The 21,856-nt window shown below is 59.4% G+C and carries 24 protein-coding genes; 16 read left to right on the top strand and 8 right to left on the bottom strand.

Annotated features, from left to right (window positions below; all coding sequences use genetic code 11):
• Positions 1 to 456: 456 nt before the first annotated feature.
• The 8 genes from fimA to ACR809_RS04260 all read left to right on the top strand — a co-directional run bounded on the left by fimA (position 457) and on the right by ACR809_RS04260 (position 8,443).
• Complete coding sequence (fimA, locus tag ACR809_RS04295) at positions 457 to 1,005, top strand: type 1 fimbrial major subunit FimA (protein WP_002916190.1); 549 nt, start codon at positions 457 to 459, stop codon at positions 1,003 to 1,005.
• A gap of 70 nt (positions 1,006 to 1,075) precedes the next feature.
• Positions 1,076 to 1,612: a fimbrial protein gene (locus ACR809_RS04290; RefSeq protein ID WP_004174507.1), complete on the top strand. Its 537-nt coding sequence runs from the start codon at positions 1,076 to 1,078 to the stop codon at positions 1,610 to 1,612.
• A 67-nt stretch (positions 1,613 to 1,679) separates the two neighbouring features.
• Positions 1,680 to 2,366 carry a fimbria/pilus periplasmic chaperone gene (locus ACR809_RS04285; protein ID WP_275692312.1) on the top strand — a complete coding sequence of 229 codons (687 nt, stop codon included), beginning with the start codon at positions 1,680 to 1,682 and terminating at the stop codon, positions 2,364 to 2,366.
• Positions 2,367 to 2,447: 81 nt separating this feature from the next.
• Complete coding sequence (locus tag ACR809_RS04280) at positions 2,448 to 5,060, top strand: fimbrial biogenesis usher protein (RefSeq protein ID WP_009308599.1); 2,613 nt, start codon at positions 2,448 to 2,450, stop codon at positions 5,058 to 5,060.
• A 10-nt stretch (positions 5,061 to 5,070) separates the two neighbouring features.
• On the top strand, positions 5,071 to 5,598 hold the full coding sequence (locus tag ACR809_RS04275) for a fimbrial protein (protein ID WP_122051071.1): 528 nt from the start codon (positions 5,071 to 5,073) through the stop codon (positions 5,596 to 5,598).
• Positions 5,599 to 5,625: 27 nt separating this feature from the next.
• Positions 5,626 to 6,111 (top strand): fimbrial protein, encoded by a 486-nt coding sequence (locus ACR809_RS04270; RefSeq protein ID WP_004229447.1) that lies wholly within the window; start codon positions 5,626 to 5,628, stop codon positions 6,109 to 6,111.
• Positions 6,112 to 6,128: 17 nt separating this feature from the next.
• The gene (locus tag ACR809_RS04265; RefSeq protein ID WP_114266914.1) at positions 6,129 to 7,034 is read left to right on the top strand and encodes a fimbrial protein; all 906 of its coding nucleotides are present in this window, start codon (positions 6,129 to 6,131) and stop codon (positions 7,032 to 7,034) included.
• Complete coding sequence (locus ACR809_RS04260; RefSeq protein WP_064159362.1) at positions 7,031 to 8,443, top strand: EAL domain-containing protein; 1,413 nt, start codon at positions 7,031 to 7,033, stop codon at positions 8,441 to 8,443. Before ACR809_RS04265 ends, ACR809_RS04260 begins: the two co-directional genes overlap by 4 nt.
• Before the next feature lie 42 nt (positions 8,444 to 8,485).
• Here the strand turns inward: ACR809_RS04260 and ACR809_RS04255 are convergent, their stop codons facing one another.
• Together ACR809_RS04255 and yjdI are read right to left on the bottom strand one after the other, a co-directional pair.
• Positions 8,486 to 8,758, bottom strand: a complete 273-nt coding sequence (locus ACR809_RS04255) for a GNAT family N-acetyltransferase (protein ID WP_002916201.1) — start codon at positions 8,756 to 8,758, stop codon at positions 8,486 to 8,488.
• A gap of 11 nt (positions 8,759 to 8,769) precedes the next feature.
• Positions 8,770 to 9,000 (bottom strand): 4Fe-4S mono-cluster protein YjdI, encoded by a 231-nt coding sequence (gene yjdI, locus ACR809_RS04250; protein ID WP_002916202.1) that lies wholly within the window; start codon positions 8,998 to 9,000, stop codon positions 8,770 to 8,772.
• A gap of 205 nt (positions 9,001 to 9,205) precedes the next feature.
• Here yjdI and ACR809_RS04245 point away from each other — a divergent pair, with 205 nt between their 5' ends.
• Genes ACR809_RS04245 through ACR809_RS04230 form a run of 4 tightly spaced genes read left to right on the top strand, consistent with a single transcriptional unit; the run spans position 9,206 to position 13,904 of the window.
• On the top strand, positions 9,206 to 9,478 hold the full coding sequence (locus tag ACR809_RS04245) for a YtcA family lipoprotein (protein ID WP_002916204.1): 273 nt from the start codon (positions 9,206 to 9,208) through the stop codon (positions 9,476 to 9,478).
• A gap of 6 nt (positions 9,479 to 9,484) precedes the next feature.
• A complete protein-coding gene (gene mdtN / locus ACR809_RS04240) occupies positions 9,485 to 10,510 on the top strand; it encodes a multidrug transporter subunit MdtN (RefSeq protein ID WP_122051070.1) in 1,026 nt (341 codons plus the stop codon).
• Between the two features lie 11 nt (positions 10,511 to 10,521).
• A complete protein-coding gene (gene mdtO / locus ACR809_RS04235) occupies positions 10,522 to 12,459 on the top strand; it encodes a multidrug efflux transporter permease subunit MdtO (protein WP_122051069.1) in 1,938 nt (645 codons plus the stop codon).
• Entirely contained in the window at positions 12,456 to 13,904 is a 1,449-nt protein-coding gene (locus tag ACR809_RS04230; protein WP_122051068.1) for an MdtP family multidrug efflux transporter outer membrane subunit, read from the top strand. Before mdtO ends, ACR809_RS04230 begins: the two co-directional genes overlap by 4 nt.
• A gap of 264 nt (positions 13,905 to 14,168) precedes the next feature.
• On the opposite strand, the gene ACR809_RS04225 is transcribed toward ACR809_RS04230, so the two are convergent.
• From ACR809_RS04225 to ACR809_RS04205, 5 genes are all read right to left on the bottom strand, one after another.
• The gene (locus ACR809_RS04225; protein ID WP_002916274.1) at positions 14,169 to 14,468 is read right to left on the bottom strand and encodes a DUF1889 family protein; all 300 of its coding nucleotides are present in this window, start codon (positions 14,466 to 14,468) and stop codon (positions 14,169 to 14,171) included.
• 182 nt (positions 14,469 to 14,650) lie between these two features.
• The gene (locus ACR809_RS04220) at positions 14,651 to 16,204 is read right to left on the bottom strand and encodes a peptide MFS transporter (protein ID WP_002916277.1); all 1,554 of its coding nucleotides are present in this window, start codon (positions 16,202 to 16,204) and stop codon (positions 14,651 to 14,653) included.
• A 472-nt stretch (positions 16,205 to 16,676) separates the two neighbouring features.
• Entirely contained in the window at positions 16,677 to 17,099 is a 423-nt protein-coding gene (arsC, locus tag ACR809_RS04215; RefSeq protein ID WP_004185524.1) for a glutaredoxin-dependent arsenate reductase, read from the bottom strand.
• Positions 17,100 to 17,108: 9 nt separating this feature from the next.
• A complete protein-coding gene (locus tag ACR809_RS04210) occupies positions 17,109 to 18,401 on the bottom strand; it encodes an arsenic transporter (RefSeq protein ID WP_048332853.1) in 1,293 nt (430 codons plus the stop codon).
• 51 nt (positions 18,402 to 18,452) lie between these two features.
• Positions 18,453 to 18,782: a metalloregulator ArsR/SmtB family transcription factor gene (locus ACR809_RS04205; RefSeq protein WP_002916281.1), complete on the bottom strand. Its 330-nt coding sequence runs from the start codon at positions 18,780 to 18,782 to the stop codon at positions 18,453 to 18,455.
• A gap of 218 nt (positions 18,783 to 19,000) precedes the next feature.
• On the opposite strand from ACR809_RS04205, the gene ACR809_RS04200 reads away from it, so the two are divergent.
• Together ACR809_RS04200 and ACR809_RS04195 are read left to right on the top strand one after the other, a co-directional pair.
• The gene (locus ACR809_RS04200) at positions 19,001 to 19,294 is read left to right on the top strand and encodes a YciI family protein (protein ID WP_040244284.1); all 294 of its coding nucleotides are present in this window, start codon (positions 19,001 to 19,003) and stop codon (positions 19,292 to 19,294) included.
• 30 nt (positions 19,295 to 19,324) lie between these two features.
• A complete protein-coding gene (locus tag ACR809_RS04195) occupies positions 19,325 to 19,897 on the top strand; it encodes a DUF1349 domain-containing protein (protein ID WP_064188976.1) in 573 nt (190 codons plus the stop codon).
• Positions 19,898 to 19,900: 3 nt separating this feature from the next.
• Here ACR809_RS04195 and ACR809_RS04190 read toward each other — a convergent pair whose 3' ends face one another.
• Entirely contained in the window at positions 19,901 to 20,827 is a 927-nt protein-coding gene (locus ACR809_RS04190; protein ID WP_002916285.1) for a LysR family transcriptional regulator, read from the bottom strand.
• 138 nt (positions 20,828 to 20,965) lie between these two features.
• Between ACR809_RS04190 and ACR809_RS04185 the strand changes: the two genes are divergently transcribed.
• Positions 20,966 to 21,274, top strand: a complete 309-nt coding sequence (locus ACR809_RS04185) for a superoxide dismutase (protein ID WP_004151785.1) — start codon at positions 20,966 to 20,968, stop codon at positions 21,272 to 21,274.
• Positions 21,275 to 21,282: 8 nt separating this feature from the next.
• A complete protein-coding gene (locus ACR809_RS04180; RefSeq protein ID WP_040190295.1) occupies positions 21,283 to 21,855 on the top strand; it encodes an NAD(P)H-dependent oxidoreductase in 573 nt (190 codons plus the stop codon).
• The last annotated feature ends 1 nt before the right edge of the window (position 21,856 follow it).

The following is a 21,856-nucleotide window of genomic DNA, read 5'->3' as shown; positions in this document are numbered from 1 at the left end:
GAACAGGTCAATTGGGGCCAAACTGTTTATATCATAAAAATGTTTTGACATATTTTGCAACTCACTGCGCCATATTTCCGCAAAAAAAATCATATCTCATTGATTATTATCTATTTTTAAACCTGCAATTACTCACTTTTCTCTAACCATATCTCTGCTGCACCGGCGATCCGTCGCCAACGCCATCGCTATTCCTTTCGCACCCCCTCCCACCACACCAGATTATATTACCATAAAAATCAAATTTGGCAGAATTTAAAACCACAGAATACCAGGTTGACACAAAATACAGATCATTTATCCCAACGAGTCAAAATGGCCCCAATTGTCTCATCGGTTGGGCGAAAACTGTGCAGAGCCGGCAGCCGGACCACTCGGCTGAAATCTGAAATGCCTGGAAGGCACAACGGCTGCCAATCCGGTTCGTTATTTCGACATCGTTCAAAGGAAAACAGTATGAAAATCAAAACACTGGCAATGATTGTTGTGTCAGCCCTGTCACTGAGCTCCACGGCAGCTCTGGCCGATACCACCACGGTCAACGGCGGGACCGTGCATTTTAAAGGAGAAGTCGTTAATGCGGCCTGTGCGGTGGATGCCGGCTCTATCGATCAAACCGTTCAGTTAGGCCAGGTGCGTTCCGCGAAACTGGCCACGGCGGGGAGCACCAGTTCGGCCGTCGGTTTCAACATCCAGCTGGATGATTGCGACACTACGGTAGCCACCAAAGCGTCCGTCGCCTTCGCCGGTACGGCCATCGACAGCAGCAATACCACCGTTCTGGCCCTGCAAAACTCTGCCGCCGGCAGCGCAACCAACGTCGGCGTGCAGATCCTCGACAATACCGGTACGCCACTGGCACTGGACGGCGCCACCTTCAGTGCTGCGACCACGCTGAATGACGGCCCCAACATCATCCCGTTCCAGGCACGTTACTACGCGACCGGCGCAGCGACGGCTGGTATAGCGAACGCGGATGCCACGTTCAAAGTGCAGTACGAGTAAGACCCGAGTCAGGCAGGGAAGCTATTCGGGCCAGGAGGGCCCGCTCTCTATTTTCAACCGGAGTGAAACGATGCAGGGAATGAAATCTGGTCTGCTGCTGCTACTGCCTCCGCTGGCGCTGGCCGGTAATCATTGGAACGTCACGCTGCCGGGGGGCAGCATGCGTTTTCAGGGCCTGATAATGGCGAGCTCCTGCCGCGTCGAAGCCGGCGATCGGCAGATGACGGTCAATCTGGGGCAGATCAGCAGTAATCGATTTCATGCTGTCGGCGAAGACAGCAACCCAATCCCTTTCGCGATTCATTTACAGGATTGCAGTACGGCGGTCAGCCAGCATGTGGGTGTGACCTTTCACGGCGTGGCTGATGGAAAAAACCCCGACGTGCTGTCGGTGGGTGAAGGTCCGGGGATCGCCAGTGGGATCGGTATTGCGCTATTCGACAGCCAGGGCCAGCAGCTCCCGCTCAATCGTCCAGCGGATCGCTGGATATCACTCTACCGCGGACCGACGACGCTAAATTTCGTCGCCAAATATCGGGCGACCGGACGCCAGGTCACCGGCGGTGCAGCCAATGCCCAGGCCTGGTTCTCATTGACCTATCAGTAATTAATCCGCAGACAAACAGGACAACACGGTGAGCAGACAAGGAGATAATGTGAGAAAAACGGCAACGATGGCGCATGGCTTACTGGCAGGATGTGTGCTTTTCGCCGCCAGTATCTTTAGCGCCAGCGCGCAGGCGGGCGTTGCGCTTGGCGCGACCCGGGTTATCTACCCGGCGGGACAGAAGCAGGTCCAGCTCGCGGTGACCAATAATGATGACAACAGTACCTGGCTTATTCAGTCATGGGTGGAAAATGCCGATGGTCAGCGAGACGGCCGGTTTGTCATCACTCCTCCGCTGTTTGCCATGCAGGGTAAAAAAGAGAACACCCTGCGCATTATCGACGCCACCAATAACCAGCTGCCGCAGGATCGGGAAAGTCTGTTCTGGATGAACGTGAAGGCGATCCCTTCGATGGATAAATCAAAGCTCAGCGACAATACCCTGCAGCTGGCGATTATCAGCCGCATCAAGCTCTACTACCGTCCGGGAAAACTGGCCCTGCCTCCGGATCAAGCGGCGGAAAAGCTGACCTTTAGCCGTAGCGGATCGTCGCTGACGCTGACGAACCCCACCCCCTATTACCTGACGGTGACCGAACTGAACGCCGGGACACGCTTTCTGGAGAACGCCCTCGTACCGCCGATGGGCAAAACCAGCGTCAAGCTACCCGCGGATGCCGGGAACACCATCACCTATCGCACGATTAATGATTACGGCGCGCTGACGCCGAAAATGAATGGCGTGCTGCGCTAACCAAGAAGCGCCCCGCCGCGCGGGACACGCTGCGCATGACCAGAAGCAATGACAGCCGGGCAACGTCGGGCCGGAGGGATAATGTCACATCGGAAATATGGACTGGATCATTTAGGTTGCCGAACTGCCCGGCGCCTGGTATCTCCGGCGCTGGCGCTGTGGCTCTGCTCACAGCCGTTTGCCGCGCGGGCGGACCTCTATTTTAACCCCCGCTTTTTAGCTGACGATCCGGCGGCGGTGGCTGACCTGTCGGGATTTGAAAAAGGCCAGGAGGTTCCGCCAGGCACCTATCGCGTCGATATTTATCTCAACAATGGTTTTATGACCACCCGGGACGTCACTTTCCAGGCCGATGCCCAGGGTCACGGTCTGTCACCCTGCCTGACGCGCGGCCAGCTGGCGAGCATGGGTGTGGATACCGGTCGGGTGCCGGGCATGGCGACGCTGGACAGCACGGCCTGCGTGCCGCTGACCACGCTTATCAGCGAAGCTACCACGCGCTTCGACGTCGGACAGCAGCGCCTGTACCTCACCGTCCCCCAGGCATTTATGGGTAACCATGCGCGCGGCTATATTCCGCCGGAGCTGTGGGATAACGGTATCACCGCCGGGCTGATTAACTATAACTTCACGGGCAATAACGCCCATAACACCACAGGTGGCAGCAGCCGTTACGCCTATCTGAATCTACAGAGCGGCCTGAACATTGGCGCCTGGCGTCTGCGCGATAACAGCACCTGGAGCTACAGCAGCGGCGGTAGCACCTCATCCAACGAGAATCGCTGGCAGCACGTTAACAGCTGGCTTGAGCGGGACATCACGCCTCTGCGTTCGCGACTCACCCTAGGGGACAGCTACACCAACGGCGATGTCTTCGACGGGATCAACTTCCGCGGCGCCCAGCTGGCCTCCGACGACAATATGCTACCGGACAGCCAGAAAGGCTTTGCGCCGGTGATCCACGGGATCGCCCGCGGCACGGCGCAGGTGTCAATCAGGCAAAACGGCTACGAAATCTACCAGAGCACAGTGCCGCCGGGACCATTTACCATCGACGATCTCTACGCCGCGGGCAATGGCGGCGATCTGCAGGTCACGATCAAAGAAGCAGATGGCTCCCGCCAGGTCTTCAGCGTGCCCTGGTCAACGGTGCCGGTTCTCCAGCGTGAAGGCCATACCCGCTTCGCCCTCACCGCCGGGGAGTACCGCAGCGGCAACAGTCAGCAGGAAACGCCCGATTTTTTCCAGGGCACGGCCATGCATGGCCTGCCGGCAGGCTGGACGCTCTACGGCGGCACCCAGCTGGCAGACCGCTATCGCGCCTTTAACCTTGGGGTGGGGAAAAACATGGGCTATTTCGGCGCCCTGTCGCTGGATATCACTCAGGCCAACGCCACCCTGGCTGACGACAGCGAACATCAGGGGCAGTCGGTGCGTTTTCTCTATAACAAATCCCTGGATGAGACCGGCACCAACCTGCAGCTGGTGGGCTACCGCTACTCTACCCGCGGCTATTATAACTTTGCCGATACCACTTACCGCCGGATGAGCGGCTACAGTGTGGAAACCCAGGACGGCGTTATCCAGGTAAAACCGAAATTTACCGACTACTACAATCTGGCTTACAGCAAGCGCGGCAAGGTGCAGCTGAGCGTGACTCAGCAGTTGGGGCGCACCGCCACCCTCTATCTCAGCGGTAGCCACCAGACCTACTGGGGCACCGACGATGCCGATGAGCAGCTGCAGGCCGGCCTCAACGCCGCCGTGGACGATATCAACTGGTCGCTAAGCTACAGCCTGACAAAAAACGCCTGGCAGCAGGGGCGCGATCAAATGCTGGCGATCAATATCAATATCCCCTTCAGCCACTGGCTGCGTTCCGACAGCCGCTCGGTCTGGCGGCACGCCAGCGCCAGCTACAGCCTGTCGCACGATCTCAATGGCCGCATGACCAATCTGGCGGGCCTGTACGGCACCCTGCTGGAAGACAACAACCTCAGCTATAGCGTGCAGACCGGCTATGCCGGCGGCGGCAACGGCGACAACGGGAGCACAGGCTACACCGCCCTCAACTACCGCGGCGGCTACGGCAACGCCAACGTCGGCTACAGCCGCAGCGATGGCTTTAAACAGCTCTACTACGGGGTCAGCGGCGGCGTGCTGGCGCACGCCAACGGCATCACCCTGAGCCAACCGTTAAACGATACCGTGGTGCTGGTGAAAGCCCCCGGCGCCGGCGGCGTGAAAGTGGAAAACCAGACCGGGGTACGCACCGACTGGCGCGGGTATGCCGTCCTGCCTTATGCCACTGAGTATCGCGAAAACCGGATCGCGCTGGATACCAACACCCTGGCGGACAATGTCGACCTTGACGATGCGGTGGTCAGCGTGGTGCCCACCCATGGGGCGATTGTCCGCGCCAACTTTAACGCCCAGGTGGGGATGAAGATCCTGATGACGCTGACCCATCGCGGCAAACCGGTGCCGTTTGGCGCCCTCGCCACCGGCGACAGCAACCAGAGCGGCAGCATCGTCGCGGACAACGGCCAGGTCTACCTGAGCGGGATGCCGCTGGCGGGCAAAGTGCGGGTGAAATGGGGCGATGGCCCGGACGCTCAGTGCGTGGCCGATTACCGTCTGCCGCCGGAGAGCCAGCAGCAGGCGCTCAGTCAGCTTTCGGTCGCGTGCCGCTAAGGAGATCATGATGAGAACACTGCAGTATCTGCTGGGCGCCCTGTTCACCCTGGGCGCACCGGCTGCGCTTGCCGCCGATAGCACGATCGCCATCAGCGGCTATGTCCGCGATAACGCCTGCGCGGTAGCCGGCGAATCGAAGGATTTTACTGTCGATTTACAGGATAACGCCGCGAAGCAGTTTTATGCCGTTGGGGCGACGCCGCCGCCGGTGCCGTTCCGCATCGTGCTGTCGCCCTGCGGCACTTCCGTCACCGCGGTGAAGGTCGGTTTCACCGGCGTGGCGGACAGCATCAACACCAGCCTGTTAAAACTCGATGCCGGGGCCTCGGCGGCGGCAGGAATGGGGGTGGAAATTCTCGATCAGCAGCAGTCCCGGCTGCCGGTCAATGCGCCGTCATCCACCATGACCTGGACCACGCTGACCCCGGGCCAGACCAATATTCTCAACTTTTACGCCCGGCTGATGGCCACTCAGGTGCCCGTCACCGCCGGGCATGTCAATGCGACAGCGACATTCACCCTGGAATTTCAGTAAGCGGAGGCTGAAATGAAATGGACTCATGTGGGCTGGCTGCTGGCCGGCCTGTTAACCGCGAGCGCTTCCCTGCGGGCGGCCGACGTCACTCTCACCGTCAACGGCAAGGTGGTGGCCAGACCCTGCACGGTTTCCACCGTCAATGCCACCGTCGAGCTGGGCGATCTCTATACCTTTAGCCTGATCGGTGCGGGCTCGGCATCGGCCTGGCACAGCGTGGCGCTGGATCTGAGCAACTGCCCCGTGGGTACTTCACGGGTGAAAGCCACCTTCAGCGGAACGGCGGACAGCACCGGCTATTACAAAAACCAGGGAACGGCGGGCAATATTCAGCTCGAACTGCAGAACGAGGACGGCACCACGCTGAACAATGGCAGCAGCCAGTCGGTACAGGTGGATGAGGCCAGCCAGTCCGCTCGCTTCCCGCTGCAGGTCAGGGCGCTGTCCGTCAACGGCGGCGCCACGCAAGGCACCATTCAGGCGGTGATTAACGTCACCTATACCTACGCCTGAGCCAGGAGAGCATCATGATGAAAAAAATAATCCCCCTGTTCACCACCCTGCTGCTGCTGGGCTGGTCGATGAACGCCTGGTCCTTTGCCTGCAAAACGGCCACCGGGGCGACGATTCCCATCGGCGGCGGGTCAGCCAACGTCTACGTTAACCTGACCCCGGCGGTGAACGTCGGGCAAAACCTGGTGGTCGACCTCTCCACGCAGATTTTTTGCCATAACGACTATCCGGAAACGATCACCGACTACGTGACCCTGCAGCGCGGATCCGCCTATGGCGGTGTGCTGTCGAGTTTTTCAGGCACCGTGAAATATAACGGCACCTCTTACCCGTTCCCGACCACCACGGAAACCGCGCGGGTGATTTATGATTCACGGACCGATAAACCCTGGCCGGCCGTCCTGTATCTGACGCCGGTGAGCACTGCCGGTGGAGTGGCCATCACCGCAGGATCGTTAATCGCGGTGCTGATCCTGCATCAGACCAACAACTACAATAGTGACTCCTTCCAGTTCATCTGGAACATCTACGCCAACAACGACGTGGTGGTCCCCACCGGCGGCTGCGACGTCTCCGCCCGCGATGTCACCGTCACCCTCCCCGACTACCCGGGATCGATGGCCGTGCCGCTCACCGTCCACTGCGCGCAAAGCCAGCAGCTGGGGTATTACCTCTCCGGCACCACCGCGGACAGCGCCAACGCGATCTTCACCAATACCGCCTCCGCCTCGCCGGCGCAGGGGATAGGCGTTCAGCTGACGCACAACGGCAGCGCCGTCCCGGCGAACAGCACGGTCTCGCTGGGCACCGTCGGCACCTCGCCGGTCAATCTCGGCCTGACGGCCACCTATGCCCGGACCACAGGCCAGGTTACCGCCGGCAACGTACAGTCGATCATCGGCATCACCTTTGTCTATCAATGATGACCGATTATATCCTCTCGCCCTGCTCGCTGGCCGCCCGCGGGTTGAGCCAGCTGATGCTGAACGCCGCGAAGCGGCCCGTTGAGCTGCCGGTCGAGGGCGTGTCCCTGCGCGAGCTGGCCGCCGTGAAGCGGATCGTGGTGTATCTCCCTGACGATCCCCTGTGGATGCTCACCACGCTGCGCCAGGCGGCAAGGCTACTCGACGAGGCCTTGCCGCCGTTACCGATGTTGATTCTGAGCCGCAGCCCGGCCATCTGGCTGTGGCAAACGCTGCTCTATCAGGTGAGTCATCCGGATCGTCTGCGCAACGTCCATACTGCCCCCGCCGATCTGTCCTGCGCGGAGCTGGCCCATCGGCTGGAGAATGCGCCGCGGCTTGAGCGGCTTGCCGGCGAAGCCGCCCTGATCCACGGAAAACGGGTCGTCGGGTTGACCCACGCCGAGCTCAAGGTGATCCTCGCCCTGCTGCAAGGGCAGACGATAGGCGAGCAGGCCCAACGTCTCGGATTGAGCCAGAAAACGCTCTACACCCAGCGGCTGGCTGGGGTGAAAAAGCTGGTGGAATGTCATCCGCATCTGGCCCCCCGCTTTCCGCGCACGCTGCTGCCGCGCTCACCCGCAAACGCACTGACGGCGTTTGAACAGGAATGGGTACAAGCGATTCACGATCGCCAGATCTTCCCGGTTTTTCAACCTATCGTCGATAGTCGCTCACAGCTACAGGGGGTGGAGATCCTGATCCGCTGGCGCCACCGCGGCCAGGTACTTCACCCCCAGACCTTTCTGCCGCACTTCCGCGCCGACTACACCTGGCTGCTGCTTACGGCCTTTGTTCTGCAGGAGGCCGTGCAGAATATTAATGAGTATCCAGGCACCTTCTATTTTTCGGTCAACATACCCTCCTCGCTCGCCGACAGTGACAGCCTGCTGCGGATGGTGGAAGCCGCTCGCCAGCAGCTTCGGCAGCCAGAGGGCGTGACAAGGCTGGTGCTGGAATATGCTGAAACTATCGATTTTCGCCATCAGAGCCGCTCCGCCGCCCACGTGGCGCAGCTGCAACGTGCTGGCGTGCGCGTGATGCTGGACGACTGCTTTTCTCAGGGGAGCGTTATCTTTCCGGCGCGTCGACTGCACTTCAATGCGTATAAACTGGATATGAGCATCGTCAACGACGCCCAGCACGATCCAAAGGCGCTTGCGCTGATAAAAAGCCTGGCCTACTACTGCCAGTTGAGCGGCAGCCGCTGTGTGGCGGAAGGTGTGGATTCACTGGCGAAATTTACGCAGTTAAAATCGCTGGGGATTGATCGCTTCCAGGGCTATCTGTTTTCACCACCGATGCGGCGCGAACATCTCCCGGATCTGATCCGCCGCTTTTCCCACCAGCGCGATCCGGCGAAACGTTGAGGGTGCGAGAAAAGCGCACCGGTTAGCACCGGTGCCGGTACGTCATGCGCGAATATCGTCGTATTCGCGGGTGTTATCGAATTCATGTTTGGCAAACGGGCAGAGAGGGATAATCTTCCGCTGCTCCTGGCGCATTTTTTCCACTACCTTCGCCACCAGCTGTTTCCCCACGCCCTGGCCTTTCAGGCTGGGATCAACATCGGTATGTTCGATAATGCTGAGGTGTTCGCCGGTGGGAACAAAAACAATCTCCGCCACCTGGTTTCCCTGCGCGTCGTTAACATAAAATTTGTTATGCCCTTCCAGTATTTCCATCTTCTCCTCGCTTATTTATGACGATATTGCAGAGCGCCGCTCGGGCAGGTATCAATCACGTTTACCACCGTCGCGACATCCACTTCATCCGGGATAATCCACGGCTTACGCTTCAGGTTGAAGAGCTTCGCGCTGCCGCGCACGCAGTTCCCGGAATGCTGACAGATCGCCGTATTAAAGTAGACGTCGATTTTCTCCCCGGTGTAGGCCCGGTAGCCGGCTTCCAGTAATTCCTTATCCATGACATTGCCTCGGTCGTTTTTATCTTTCAGGCTAAGCATAGCCCTCGCCGTGGCGGCTGACTATGCGCAAGCGCGGGAATTGACGCCTCACATCATGCTCTCCCATCGCGCAAGGATCCCGCAGTCAACGATCGGTTGACTTTCATTCCCGCAACGAGGCGATTACACTCATGACACACTGGTATGATCACTCAGGGATGTTCCATTGAATCATATTGCCACCATCGCCCGCCCGGCGCGGTTACTGCTCGTATTGCCGCTTTCCGGCTGCTCACTTTCGCCAGAGATCCCGGTATTGGGCGCTGCTTTTCCCGGCTGGTTTTTCTGCTTACTGGGCGGTGCGTTTTTACTGATCCCCTGCCATATCCTGATTACCCGTAAAGGCTGGCAGCCGCGCTTTTCTCCCCTGGTCTTCAGCTACGTCGCGCTGATGTTCCTGTTCGCCACGTTGCTGTGGTTTCTGTTTTTTGTTCACTGATCGCTTATGACAACTTCCCGCACTCCCCTGTTACGCAAAAAGTGGCCTCTGCTGGCGCTGGTCCTTGCCGCCATCCTGGCGCTGATCCTCGTTATCTGGCAGTTGCAAACCTCGCCGGAGACCAATGACGCCTATGTCTATGCCGATACCATCGATGTAGTGCCCGAGGTCAGCGGACGCATCGTGGAGATGCCCATTCGCGATAACCAGCGGGTGAAAAAAGGCGATCTGTTGTTCCGCATCGACCCCCGCCCCTATCAGGCAATGCTCGATGACGCGAAAGCCCGGCTGACGACCCTCGACGCGCAGATCATGCTGACCCAGCGCACCATCAAAGCGCAAGAGTATAACGCCCAGTCGGTGGCGGCCGCCGTCGAGCGCGCCAGAGCGCTGGTTAAGCAGACCACCTCCACGCGTATCCGCCTTGAGCCGCTGGTGCCGCAGGGGTTCGCTTCCCAGGAAGATCTCGATCAGGCGCGCACCGCTGAGAAAGCGGCGCGGGCGGAGCTGGAGGCCACGCTGCTGCAGGCCAAACAGGCCTCGGCGGCCGTGACCGGCATGGATGCCATGGTGGCGCAACGCGCCGGGGTCCTGGCGCAAATCGCCCTCGCTGAACTGCATCTGGAATTTACCGAAGTGCGCGCGCCGTTCAACGGCGTGGTGGTGGCGCTGAAAACCACCGTCGGCCAGTACGCCTCGGCGCTGAAGCCGGTCTTCACCCTGCTGGATGACGACCGCTGGTATGTGATCGCGAACTTCCGCGAAACGGACCTGAACAACGTGCGCCCCGGCGTGGCGGCGCGGATCACCGTGATGACCAACCACAACCGGACCTTTAACGGGGTGGTGGATTCGGTCGGCTCCGGGGTCCTGCCCGAAGGTGGGAGCGTCATCGAAGGGCTGCCGCTGATCCAGAAAAGCATTAACTGGGTCCACGTCTCGCAGCGCTTCCCGGTGAAAATCGCCGTCAGCGATCCCGACCCGGAACTGTTCCGCATGGGCGCCTCGGCCAGCGCCGTGCTGCAGCCGTAGCCGGCGACGCTATGTTTCCTCTCGCCCATTTTTTACGCCAGGAACTGCGCGACGCGCCGGGACGCGCCAGCTACACGCTGCGCCTGACGCTAAGCTGCGCGGTGCTCATCACCCTGTTTATGACCCTGCAGATCCCTTTCCTGGCCGTTGCGCTGATCGTCGTGTTCTACGTCAGCCAGCCTAACGTGTTGATGATTAAGCTGGTCAGCGTGGTCTTTTTTGTCACCGTCACCGTGGCGCTCGGCGGCGTGCTGCTGATCATCAAGTGGACCTATGACTACCCGCTGATCCGCCTGGCGGCCTCCGTGGCGCTCTTTTTCTGCGCGCTCTATCTGATGCGGGTGCTGGGCAAGCTGGGACTGGCCTTTTTCGTGGTGGCGCTGGCGGTGATTTACGCTCAGACCTTCCCGTCGATGACCAGCCAGAGCGAGATCCTGGTGCGGCTGCTGCTTTGGCTGTGGGTGGCGATTAACACCGCGATCCTCGTCACCCTGCTGGTCAACGCCTGCTTTCAGCAGGCCTTTCCCGGTAACCAGTTTAAGGCGCGCCTGGCCGGGATGCTGCACGAGGTCGCCCGGCAGCTGGCGGCCCCGGACGCTGAAGCGCCACCGACCTTCGGCGAGACCGCCGCGCAGTTCAATCAGCTGCAGTCGCTGTTCGCCCAGGCCAGCCGGGCGACACCGGAGATCGCCGCCGATCCCCTGGCCTGGCGCTCGCGGCTGGCCGCCACTTTGCGCTGCTACCAGCTGGCGGCCCTGCTGCAAGCAGACGAGGCGGATAGTGACGATCGCCAGCAGCTGTCGCAGGCGGTACTTCAGCTGAAGAACGCCCTTAGCGAGGAGCCGTTTGACGGCGCTATTCCTCCCCTGACGCTCAGCGGTCGCGGCGTCAATCGCGCTGTTCTGCAGGAGATGGCTACCACTCTGCAGCGGCTGGCGCAGGGTGAGCCGGTTGCCCTGCCGCAGGGTGAGGTGGAGAAGGCGCCCCTGCTGGCGCCGGACGCCTGGCGCAACCCGGCATATCTCCATTTTGCGCTCAAGACCCTGCTGGCGACCCTAATCTGCTATGTCTTCTATACCGCTGCCGACTGGCAGGGTCTACATACCATTATGCTGAGCTGCGTGATCGTCGCCCAGCCCGGGCTGGGCGCCACGATGCAAAAGACATGGCTGCGCATCGGCGGGGCGCTGCTCGCCTCCCTGCTGGCGCTGCTGTTAATCGTCTTTGTCCAGCCCTGGACCGATTCGCTGACGGGCCTGCTGGCGATGTCCCTGCCGGTGCTGGCGCTGGCGGCGTGGATTGCCGCCGGCTCGGAGCGTATCGCCTACGCCGGGATCCAGATTGGTTTCACCTTTGCGCTGGCCTTTCTCAGCTGGTTTGCTCCGCTGACGAACCTCACCGAGCTGCGGGATCGGGTGCTGGGCATCCTGCTCGGGGTGCTGGTCTCCTCCATTGTTCATTTGTATCTCTGGCCGGACAGCGAAGCGCCGCAGCTGAAAACCCGCCTTGCGGCACTTTATCGCCGGCTGGCGGACTGCCTCGCCGCCCCGAAGGAGGCGGTTCCGCTGGCTCCCCTGCTTGTCGCCTTCACGGACAGCGAAGCGCTGATCCACCGGGTTCGCGCCGAACCGCTGGGCACGTATGCTCACCCCTGGCCCCAGGCGAAAGGCTGGCCGATGCGCGCCACCCTCGCCCAGGCCGAGGAGATCGCCCGCCTCAGCGAAGGCTACCGACTCAACGCCGCGCCGGGAGACCCGACCCTGACCCGCTGCGCCGAACAGCTGCGGCGCTACGCTGAACGTATCGAACAGGAGGCGACGGCGCCTGGCGAACAGCTGACCGCCGACCTGACTAACCCCTTTGGCCCGGCGCTGGCCGCCGCGCTGGCCGCCCTGCCCGACTGGGGGCCGACACCGATAGCGACTGAGCAACAGGCTAAAACGTCATGATGATCCTTCCTTTCTCCGCGCGCCTGCGCGGCACTCTTTTTACCCTGACGCTGACGCTGCTCAGCGGCTGCGCGCTGATCCAGGATGAGCCTGCCCAGGTCGCCATCGTCAATCCGCAGCAGGCCCAGCTGGCGCAGGTGATCCACCTGGCGAACAGCGACTGGCCGGCCGCCCGCTGGTGGGAGGCCTATGATGATCCTCAGCTCAATATGCTGATCAACCGGGCGCTGCAGAACTCGCCGACCATGCAGGCCGCCCGGCTGCGCATCTCCCAGTCGCAGTCCACGGTGGAACTCGCCCGGTCGGCGATGGGCCTGCAGGCCACCGCCGTCGCGGCGCAAAACCGCCTGCGGATCACCGACAAATCCTTTAGCTGGCCCTACTCATACTCCCTGCCGGTGGATAAAAACGGCCCTTGGTATACGCTGAATACCGTTGGCGTCGGGGCGCAGCTGAATATCGATCTCTGGGGGGCCGATCACGCCCGGGTCGCCGCCGCTATTGGCGAGAAAAACGCCCGGCTGGCGGAGAGCGCCGGCATTGAGCTCGACATCGCCAGCAGCGTGGCGCAGCTCTATTTCGCCATGCAGGCGACGTTCCAGAAAATCGCGCTGCTGCAGGAGCTGGAGGGCATTGCCCGATTCTCGGTGGAAGCCCACGAGCACCGGACCCGGCGCGGCCTGGAAGACAGTGTGGATGTGGCCAACGCCAAGGCCGAACAGCTCGCCGCTCGCCAGCAGATCATTAGCGCCGAGGGGATGCTGACCCAGTATCGTGAAACCCTGCGGGCGCTGATCGGCGCCGATGCGCAGAGCATGCCGGCCATCCATCCGGTGGCGTTGCCGGCGCTCCAGGAGACGCTGCCGCCGTCGCTCTCTTTCGAGCTGCTGGCCCGCCGTCCGGACCTGCAGGCGCTGCGCGGCTACGTCACCGCCTCCCTGAGCCAGGTCGATGCGGCGAAAGCGGCCTTCTACCCCCATTTTGATATCAAAGCGTTCTGGGGCTATAACGCCCTGAGCGTCGGGGATCTGTTTAAGTCCTCTTTCCAGCAGATCAACCTGCTGCCCGGGCTGTATCTGCCGATCTTCGACGGCGGCCGTCTGAACGCTAATCTGCAGTCGGTACGCACCGCCAGCAACATCCTGATCAAACAGTACAACCAGGCGGTGCTGGATGCGGTTCGCGATGTCGCCATCAGCTCCAGCCAGCTTAACGACCTGAATCAGCAGCGCGCGCTGCAGCAGCTAAAAGTCACCGCGGCGCAGACCACCACCGATAGCGCTCGCGCCCATTATCAGCGCGGCCTCCTCAGCCGCTACGCCGCCGAAGAAGCCCGCCGGGCGGTCCTCGCCCAGCAGCTGTTGCTGCTGGACATTGAGGCCCAGCGGCTAAGCACCGACATTACCCTGATCAAAGCCCTGGGCGGCGGCTATCGAGGGCAGTAACAAAAATGCCTTCCCCGAGGGGAAGGCAATCAGACTGCAGACAAAGTGCAATCTTCAGCGCTTGCCCGGCGGCGCTGCGCTTGCGCGGGCCTACAGCTAACTGCATAACTGTCTGATATTGGAGTTTTTTGTAGGCCGGGTAAGGCGAAAGCCGCCACCCGGCAGAAAGGCGAGCACAATAGCGAAACGGGTTTGTCATTCGCCAGAATGCCTTCCCAATAGGGGAAGGCATTAAGCTGAAGGGGCGGGGTAGATGCGCGGCGATTACACCAGGGCGCGCAGCTCTTCCCGCATATAGGTGGAAAAGAATTCCGGATGCTTTATCACCAGCCGTTCGCCGGCGGCGACCCGTTCAGCCCACTCCGCCACTTTGTCGGTAAACCCAGCGCTCCAGCCCTGCTGTTGGCCGCGCGCAGCGACGTCGGCCGGGGTGGCGGGTACGCCCAGTTCTTTTAAATATTTGAGAATTCCCTTCGCGGTACTTTCATCCATAGACTGTGGTACTGGCTCAGACGTATTCATACCACCGATGAAATCCAATGCTTTATCAATGACTGCTGGCATAGGTGTGTCCTTATATTAACCACATAGTAAACCTGACTACACTATGGACCGGAAAGCGACGTGATTTCAAAGAACACGCTCACGTTATGGGACATCGCGCATTGTGAAAAGGGGATTTTGTTCTGCTGGGGCGGGGATTGGACAAAAACAAGCCGGCCCGTAGGGCCGGCCTGAGGATCGCGTCAGGCGTTGCTGAGGGATTTTTGCGCGGCGCTGGACCGACTGTTCTCCAGCATCCGGCGGACCGGGACAATCAGCACGGCCAGCACGGCGGCGCAGATCAGCAATGCGATGGAGCAGCGGGCGAAGAGGTCCGGCAGCAGCGACAGCTGATCGGCCTTCACATGACCGCCGATCAGGCCCGCCGCCAGGTTACCCAGCGCGCTGGCGCAGAACCACAGCCCCATCATCTGGCCGCGCATTCTCTCCGGCGCCAGCAGAGTCATGGTCGCCAGCCCAATCGGGCTGAGGCACAGTTCACCGAGCGTCAGCATCAGGATGCTGCCCACCAGCCACAGCGGCGACACACCGGCCCCGCCGTTGCTCAGAACGTTCTGCGCCGCCAGCATCATCAGGCCAAAGCCCGCCGCTGCGCACAGGATGCCAATGACGAATTTGGTCATACTGCCCGGACGAACGTTTTTACGCGCCAGCGCAGGCCACGCCCAGCTGAATACCGGCGCGAGGAGAATGATAAACAAGGCGTTAATCGACTGGAACCAGACCGCGGGGATCTCAAAATCGCCGATCATCCGGTTGGTATAGTCGTTAGCAAACAGGTTGAAGGAGGTCGGTTTCTGTTCAAAAGCGGACCAGAAAAAGGCCGCCGAGACCAGCAAAATAAAGCACACCAGCAGGCGCGCCCGCTCTTTACGGTTGAGTCCGGCGAAGACGAACAGCCAGATGAAATAGAGCGCCACGGAGGCGGCAATCACATAGACCAGCACGCTGGCCACCGCTACCGGGTTAATCACGATCGTGCCCAGGCTGATAAGCGTGACCAGCACCGCCACTCCCAGCGCCAGCGCCAGCAGCCACGCTCCAACGCCATTCTTTTTCGCCACCGGGCTGTTCCAGGTGGAATCGAGGCCAACCTCCGCGTCATAGCGCTTCATCGACGGTACGGCAAAGACACGGAAAATGATCAGCGCCACCAGCATCCCGATCCCTCCGATGCCGAAGCCCCAGTGCCAGCCATGCGATTTGATAAGCCAGCCAGAGATCAATGGCGCGATAAACGAGCCGATGTTGATCCCCATGTAAAACAGCGAAAAACCACCGTCGCGGCGCGCGTCGCCCTTTTTATACAGGGTGCCGACCATCACCGAGATACAGGTTTTAAACAACCCGGAACCCAGGACGATAAACATCAGACCGATAAAGAACAGATCGTTGCCCAGCCATGCTGACAGAGCGATCGACAGGTGCCCCAGGGCGATCAGGATAGATCCGTACCAGACGGCGCGTTGTTGGCCAAGCCAGTTATCCGCCAGCCAGCCGCCCGGCAGCGCGGCCAGATACATACTGCCGGCAAAAATCCCAACGATCGCCGAGGCGTTCTCTCGCGCCAGGCCCATGCCGCCGTCGTACACTGTCGCCGCCATAAACAGGATCAGTAAAGGACGGATGCCGTAAAACGAGAAGCGCTCCCACATTTCAGTGAAGAACAGGGAGCCCAGCGGATAAGGATGGCCGAAAAAGGTACGGCTTTCGTTTTTATTAACAGAGGAATGCATAAATTCTCCAGGTAAGGTGCGCCGCAGCGCAAGTTAACCGTATAAAGCAGGCTGACGATTTATAATTTGTTTGTATTAACATCAAACACGAGCATTTTTAACCATTTGATAACCACGCAATGGTTTTGTCCAGCCCCTTACCTTCCCTTTTTAGATGAAAAGTCGACAAACATCTAGTTTTACAGATTTAATGTTCGCAATAATGCAAACGACGTTGACTTTATATCATTACGCACAAAACGAAATTTTACCCATTGAAAACAAACAGTTAATAATTTATCGAGAGACATAAACCACCGGCGCAGAGGCGGTGTATAACGGCAGGAAAAGTAAGGGAAACAGACTGGATAGTGGAGAAATAGCGCTAAGCGAGAATATTGTCAGCAATCCAGGCGCTACATACCTGGAGAGCCTACCATACAGGAGGATTAACACGGCATGCCGGCTGCTACAGCCGGCGCCATTCTGCGCGCTATTTCACACGCTGCCCTGCGGCATCAATGACTGGCTCACCGTCCTCCTTCACGAATGCGCCTTGTTGCGGCGCCGTCAGGATCTCCAGCACCACCTCTGACGGGCGGCAGAGTCGGGTGCCCTGCGGCGTCGTTACGATCGGACGGTTAATCAGGATCGGATGCTGAAGCATAAAGTCGATTATCTGGTCGTCAGTAAACCGGTCTTCCGCCAGGCCCAGCGCGTCGTAGGGTTCGACGTTTTTCCTCAGCAGCGCGCGCACCGGGATCCCCATCGCGGCGAGCAGCTGGCGCAGCTCATCACCCGACGGCGGCGTCTCCAGATAATAGATAACGGTGGGCTCGGCGCCGCTGTTACGGATCAGCGCCAGCGTATTACGCGAGGTGCCGCAGTCAGGGTTATGGTAAATGGTGATGCTCATGGTACGTTCTCATGGCTGGTTGAAGGAGAGACGCAGCGCCAGCGCGGCCAGCGTCACAAGCAGCACCGGCAGGGTCATGGTGATGCCGCAGCGGAAATAATACCCCCAACCGATGGTGATGTGCTTCTGCGCCAGCACATGCAGCCACAGCAGCGTGGCCAGGCTACCAATTGGCGTGATCTTGGGCCCCAGATCGCAGCCGATGACGTTGGCATAAATCATGGCCTCTTTGATCGTCCCTGTTGCCGCGCTGCCATCAATCGACAGGGCGCCGACCAGTACGCTGGGCATATTATTCATTATTGAAGAGAGGAAGGCCGACAGGATACCGGTGCCCAGCGTCGCGGCCCAGAGCCCGCGCTCCGCCAGCATGTTCAGCACCGTGGTCAGATAATCCGTTAACCCGGCGTTTCGCAGACCATACACCACCAGATACATTCCCAGCGAGAAGATCACTATCTGCCACGGGGCGCCGCGCAGCACCTTGCCGGTGTTAATTACCCGCCCGCGCTTCGCGACAACAAACAGGATCCCGGCGCCGAGCGCCGCGATGGCGCTGACCGGGATCCCCAGCGGTTCAAGGACGAAAAAGCCAGCCAGCAACAGCAGCAGCACGCCCCAGCCGGTGCGGAACGTCGCTGGATCTTTTATCGCCGTGGCCGGCGCTTTTAGTAACGCCATATCCCAGGCCGGCGGGATATCCTTGCGAAAGAACAGGTGCAGCATCGCCAGGGTGGTGAGGATCGCCGCGAGATCGACCGGCACCATCACCGAAGCGTACTCCCTGAAGCCGATGGCAAAGAAATCTGCCGAAACGATATTCACCAGATTCGACACCACCAGCGGCAGGCTGGCGGTATCGGCAATAAATCCGGCGGCCATGACAAAGGCCAGCATCGTTCCCTTGCTGAACCCCAGCGCTCGCAGCATGGCAATCACGATTGGCGTGAGGATCAGCGCCGCCCCATCGTTGGCAAACAGCGCCGCCACAGCCGCGCCGAGCAGGATAATCCAGGTGAACAGCAGTCGACCCCGGCCTCTTCCCCAGCGGGAAACGTGCAGCGCGGCCCATTCGAAAAAGCCAGACTCATCAAGCAGCAGGCTGATAATGATAACGGCGATAAAGGTGGCGGTCGCATTCCAGACGATATGCCATACCACCGGGATATCGGCTACCTGTACGCCACCGGTGGCCAGCGCCAGCGCCGCGCCAAAGGCCGCGCTCCAGCCGATCCCTAACCCCCGCGGCTGCCAGATCACCAGCACCAGGGTCAGGATAAAAATCGTACCTGCCAGCAACATCGTTCCTCCGCCAATCACATTCGAAAAATCATATATGTTAAGATAAATTTTTTACCGGCAACCCGGCCCGCCAGCCAGTCTGCTGATCATCAGCCGCACATCCTCCTGCTGACTGAGCCAGGCCTGCTCAATCACCTGCGCCGCCCAGGCCGGCATCTGCGGAGAGAGGCGGTAATGGACCCACTTACCCTGTTTACGATCCAGCAGCAATCCGCTCTCACGGAGCATCGCCAGATGGCGGGAGATCTTGGGCTGGGACTGGGCGAGCGCCGTACAGAGATCGCACACGCACAGCTCTCCACGCGCCTTGAGCAGCAATACGATCCCCAGCCGAGTTTCATCGGCGAGGTTTTTGAACAGTTGCAGGGGCAATAAAGACATGATTTCTCCTCAAGCGTGACGGACAGCATACGGGGCCACAAAGAAAGATCAATATACATGCGAAAAAACATATATATTAATTCACGTCTGCGATGAGCATCCGGGATTTTGCGCCCCGCCATCCCTGCTAAATAGCACGGAAAAATGCCGCGTTTTCTTTTATCCATCATCGAAATATGTCAGGCTGGAGATCCCATTGGATTGCCAGGGCTTTCAGGATGAGTACGATTTATGTGGTTGTTTTAACGTATATAAAACCGCTCGAAGAGGTTGACCGTGCGATCCCCGCCCACATCGAATGGCTCAAAAAAGGCTATGCCGACGGCCTCTTTCTCGCCTCCGGCCGCCGTATTCCCCGCACCGGCGGCGTCATTCTGGCAAAATGCGATAGCCGGGAAACTCTGCAAGCGCGTCTGAGCCAGGATCCCTTCCAGCTGCTGGGTCTCGCCCGTACAGAGATTATTCCCTTTGAGGCCAGCATGGCGTCACCCGCGCTGCAGTCGCTGTTATAACCCTGTCTGAAAGCATATCCCGGAGGAAAAATGCAGCCGTACTTTCACTGGATCAATGAACCTGCCGAGTGGCGCCGCGATTCCTACGGCCTGACGGTGGTCACTAATAAGCATACCGACTTCTGGCGCCATACCTGGTATGGCTTCGAGCGCTTCTCTGGCCATCTCTATGCCGCAGAAGTGGCGGGCGATTTTACCCTGCAGGCAAAAATCTGTGCGGATTTCACCACGCTTTACGACCAGGCTGGGCTGATGATGATGGCCGACGAGCAGACCTGGCTGAAGGCGGGAATTGAATTCAATGACGATGCCCCGGCCATCGGCAGCGTACTGACGCTAACCCACTCCGACTGGGCCACCGGGCTTTTCCCCGGCGACCCGCGCACCTTCTGGCTGCGGCTGACCCGCAAGGGCGACGCGTTAAGGCTGCAGTATTCAACCGACGGCGAGCGCTGGCCGCTGCTGCGGCTCGGCTACTTTCCGCCAGGCCCGGTGAAAGCGGGCGTCATGTGCTGCTCACCGGAGCGTGGCGGACTGGCGGTTGCGTTTCAGGATATTCAGCTTTCCCCGCCGCTGGACAAAGCGCTGCACGATCTGAGCTGAACGCTAGCGGGAAGACCCGACTTTCTCTGCATCATCCGCGGCATGCATTATCAGGAAATCAATCAGGGCTTTCACCCTTTTCGTTCTGCCTGCGTTTTTTGGGTAATAGAGATAAACCGGCGGATAGGTTTTCCAGTAGTCCTCCATCACGGGAATAAACTGCTCACGATCGGGCTGTAATTGCAGGATAGGTTCAAATAAACGGCCAATCCCCAGTCCGTGGCGAATACCGTCGGCCATGACGTCAATATCATTGCTGATTAACTGTCCGGGCATCTCGACGGTGAGCTGCTCGCCGTGGTCATTGAGGATCAGCGGCAGGATGCGGTTGTTGGTAATAAAGCGATAGCCAATCAGCCGGTGATGATGGAGATCGGCAGGCATCGCGGGCACGCCATATTCGGCAAGATAGGCAGAGGAGGCGTATAGCCCTTCACGAAACGGCTTCATTAACGGGCGGGCGACCACGCCGCCTTCGAGAATATCGCCAAAGCGGATCCCAAGGTCGAAACGTTCTTCAATAATATTGACGGTACCGTCATAGACCGATATTTCCAGCTGGATCCCCGGATATTGCTGACAAAATGCCGCCATCGCCGGTTTGAGAATAAGCAGGTAGGCAAAGCGCGAGAGGGTTATTCTCACTGCCCCGGAGGGCTCCTGATTCTGGTCGCGGATGATTTCCAGCGACTTTTCCAGTGTCTCCACCGCCGCGGCGGTCTGCTCCAGCAGCTGTTGCCCGGTTTCCGTCAGCTCGATACGCCGGGTAGTGCGCACAAAAAGGGGGTGGCCAATATGCTCCTCCAGCAGCCTGAGCGCATTGCTGACCGACGGCGGCGTGATTTCGAGCTTGCGCGCGGCGGCCGAGATATTGCCCTCGCGCGCAATGCTCTGAAAGATGCGTATCTGATTATAAAGCGCGTTATTCATAGCATCTCCTTAAGACACCCTCGCCTGATTATTAAGTACAGGCTAAATATTCTTAAGTCAATGACCGCCTAATCTTCCCCCCCTGCGGCTCGTATACTTTTGTCTCTTCCCGCTGACAACGACTTTCCGGAGACAACTATGCGAATTTTATGTCTGGATATCCCTGCCCCCGGCGCGACGCTGGAACACTATGCGCCGCACCTTACCGCAGAAGCCCTGCACGCCTGGGGACTGTACAAGTCAGGCTTTATTCGCGACATCTATTTCCGTCAGGATCGACCCGGCGTCGCTATTTTCCTCGAGTGCGACACCGTGGAAGAGGCGAATAATGTCATGGCCGAATTTCCGCTGGCAAAAGCGGGTCTATTAACCTTCGAGTGTATTCCACTCGGCTCGTTTATTAGCTGGGAAAATCTCTTCTCTGCTGAATTTAAACATCAGGAGTAACGTTGGGAATGGCTCATATTCTTGTCGTTTCCGGGCATCCGGATCTTAACCATTCCATCGCCAACGCCACCATCCTCGATGAGCTGGCGACCGCCCTGCCTGATGCGGAAATCCGTCGTCTGGACTGGCTCTATCCGGACGGCAAATTCAACATCGCCGCTGAGCAGGAAAGCCTGCTGCAGGCGGATGTAATTGTCTGGCAGTTCCCTTTTTCCTGGTATGGGCTGCCCGGGTTAATGAAACAATGGCTGGACGAGGTCTTTATTCACGGCTTCGCGCATGGATCAACGGCGAAACTGGGTGGTAAAAAGCTGATCCTCTCCTTCACCACCGGGGCGCCTCAGGCGGCGTATAGCGCTGACGGTTTCTTTGGCCATGCCATTGAAGAGTATCTTATTCCGTTCGAGACCACGGCAAGGCTGTGCAATCTTGAGCTGCTGGCGCCGGTGTATACCTGCGGCATCAGCTATGCCGACCGGGATGCCGACAAAATCGCGCAGCAAAAAACGCTTGCCCGGGAACACGCGTCAAGGCTTGTCGATCTGCTCAATTCCGTCGTGAATAATCCAAAGGGAGAATAAA

The sequence above is a fragment of the Klebsiella sp. CD33 genome, assembly GCF_051992865.1.
In the GTDB taxonomy this organism is placed as follows: domain Bacteria; phylum Pseudomonadota; class Gammaproteobacteria; order Enterobacterales; family Enterobacteriaceae; genus Klebsiella; species Klebsiella pneumoniae.
This window is presented reverse-complemented; position numbering and strand designations above follow the sequence as displayed.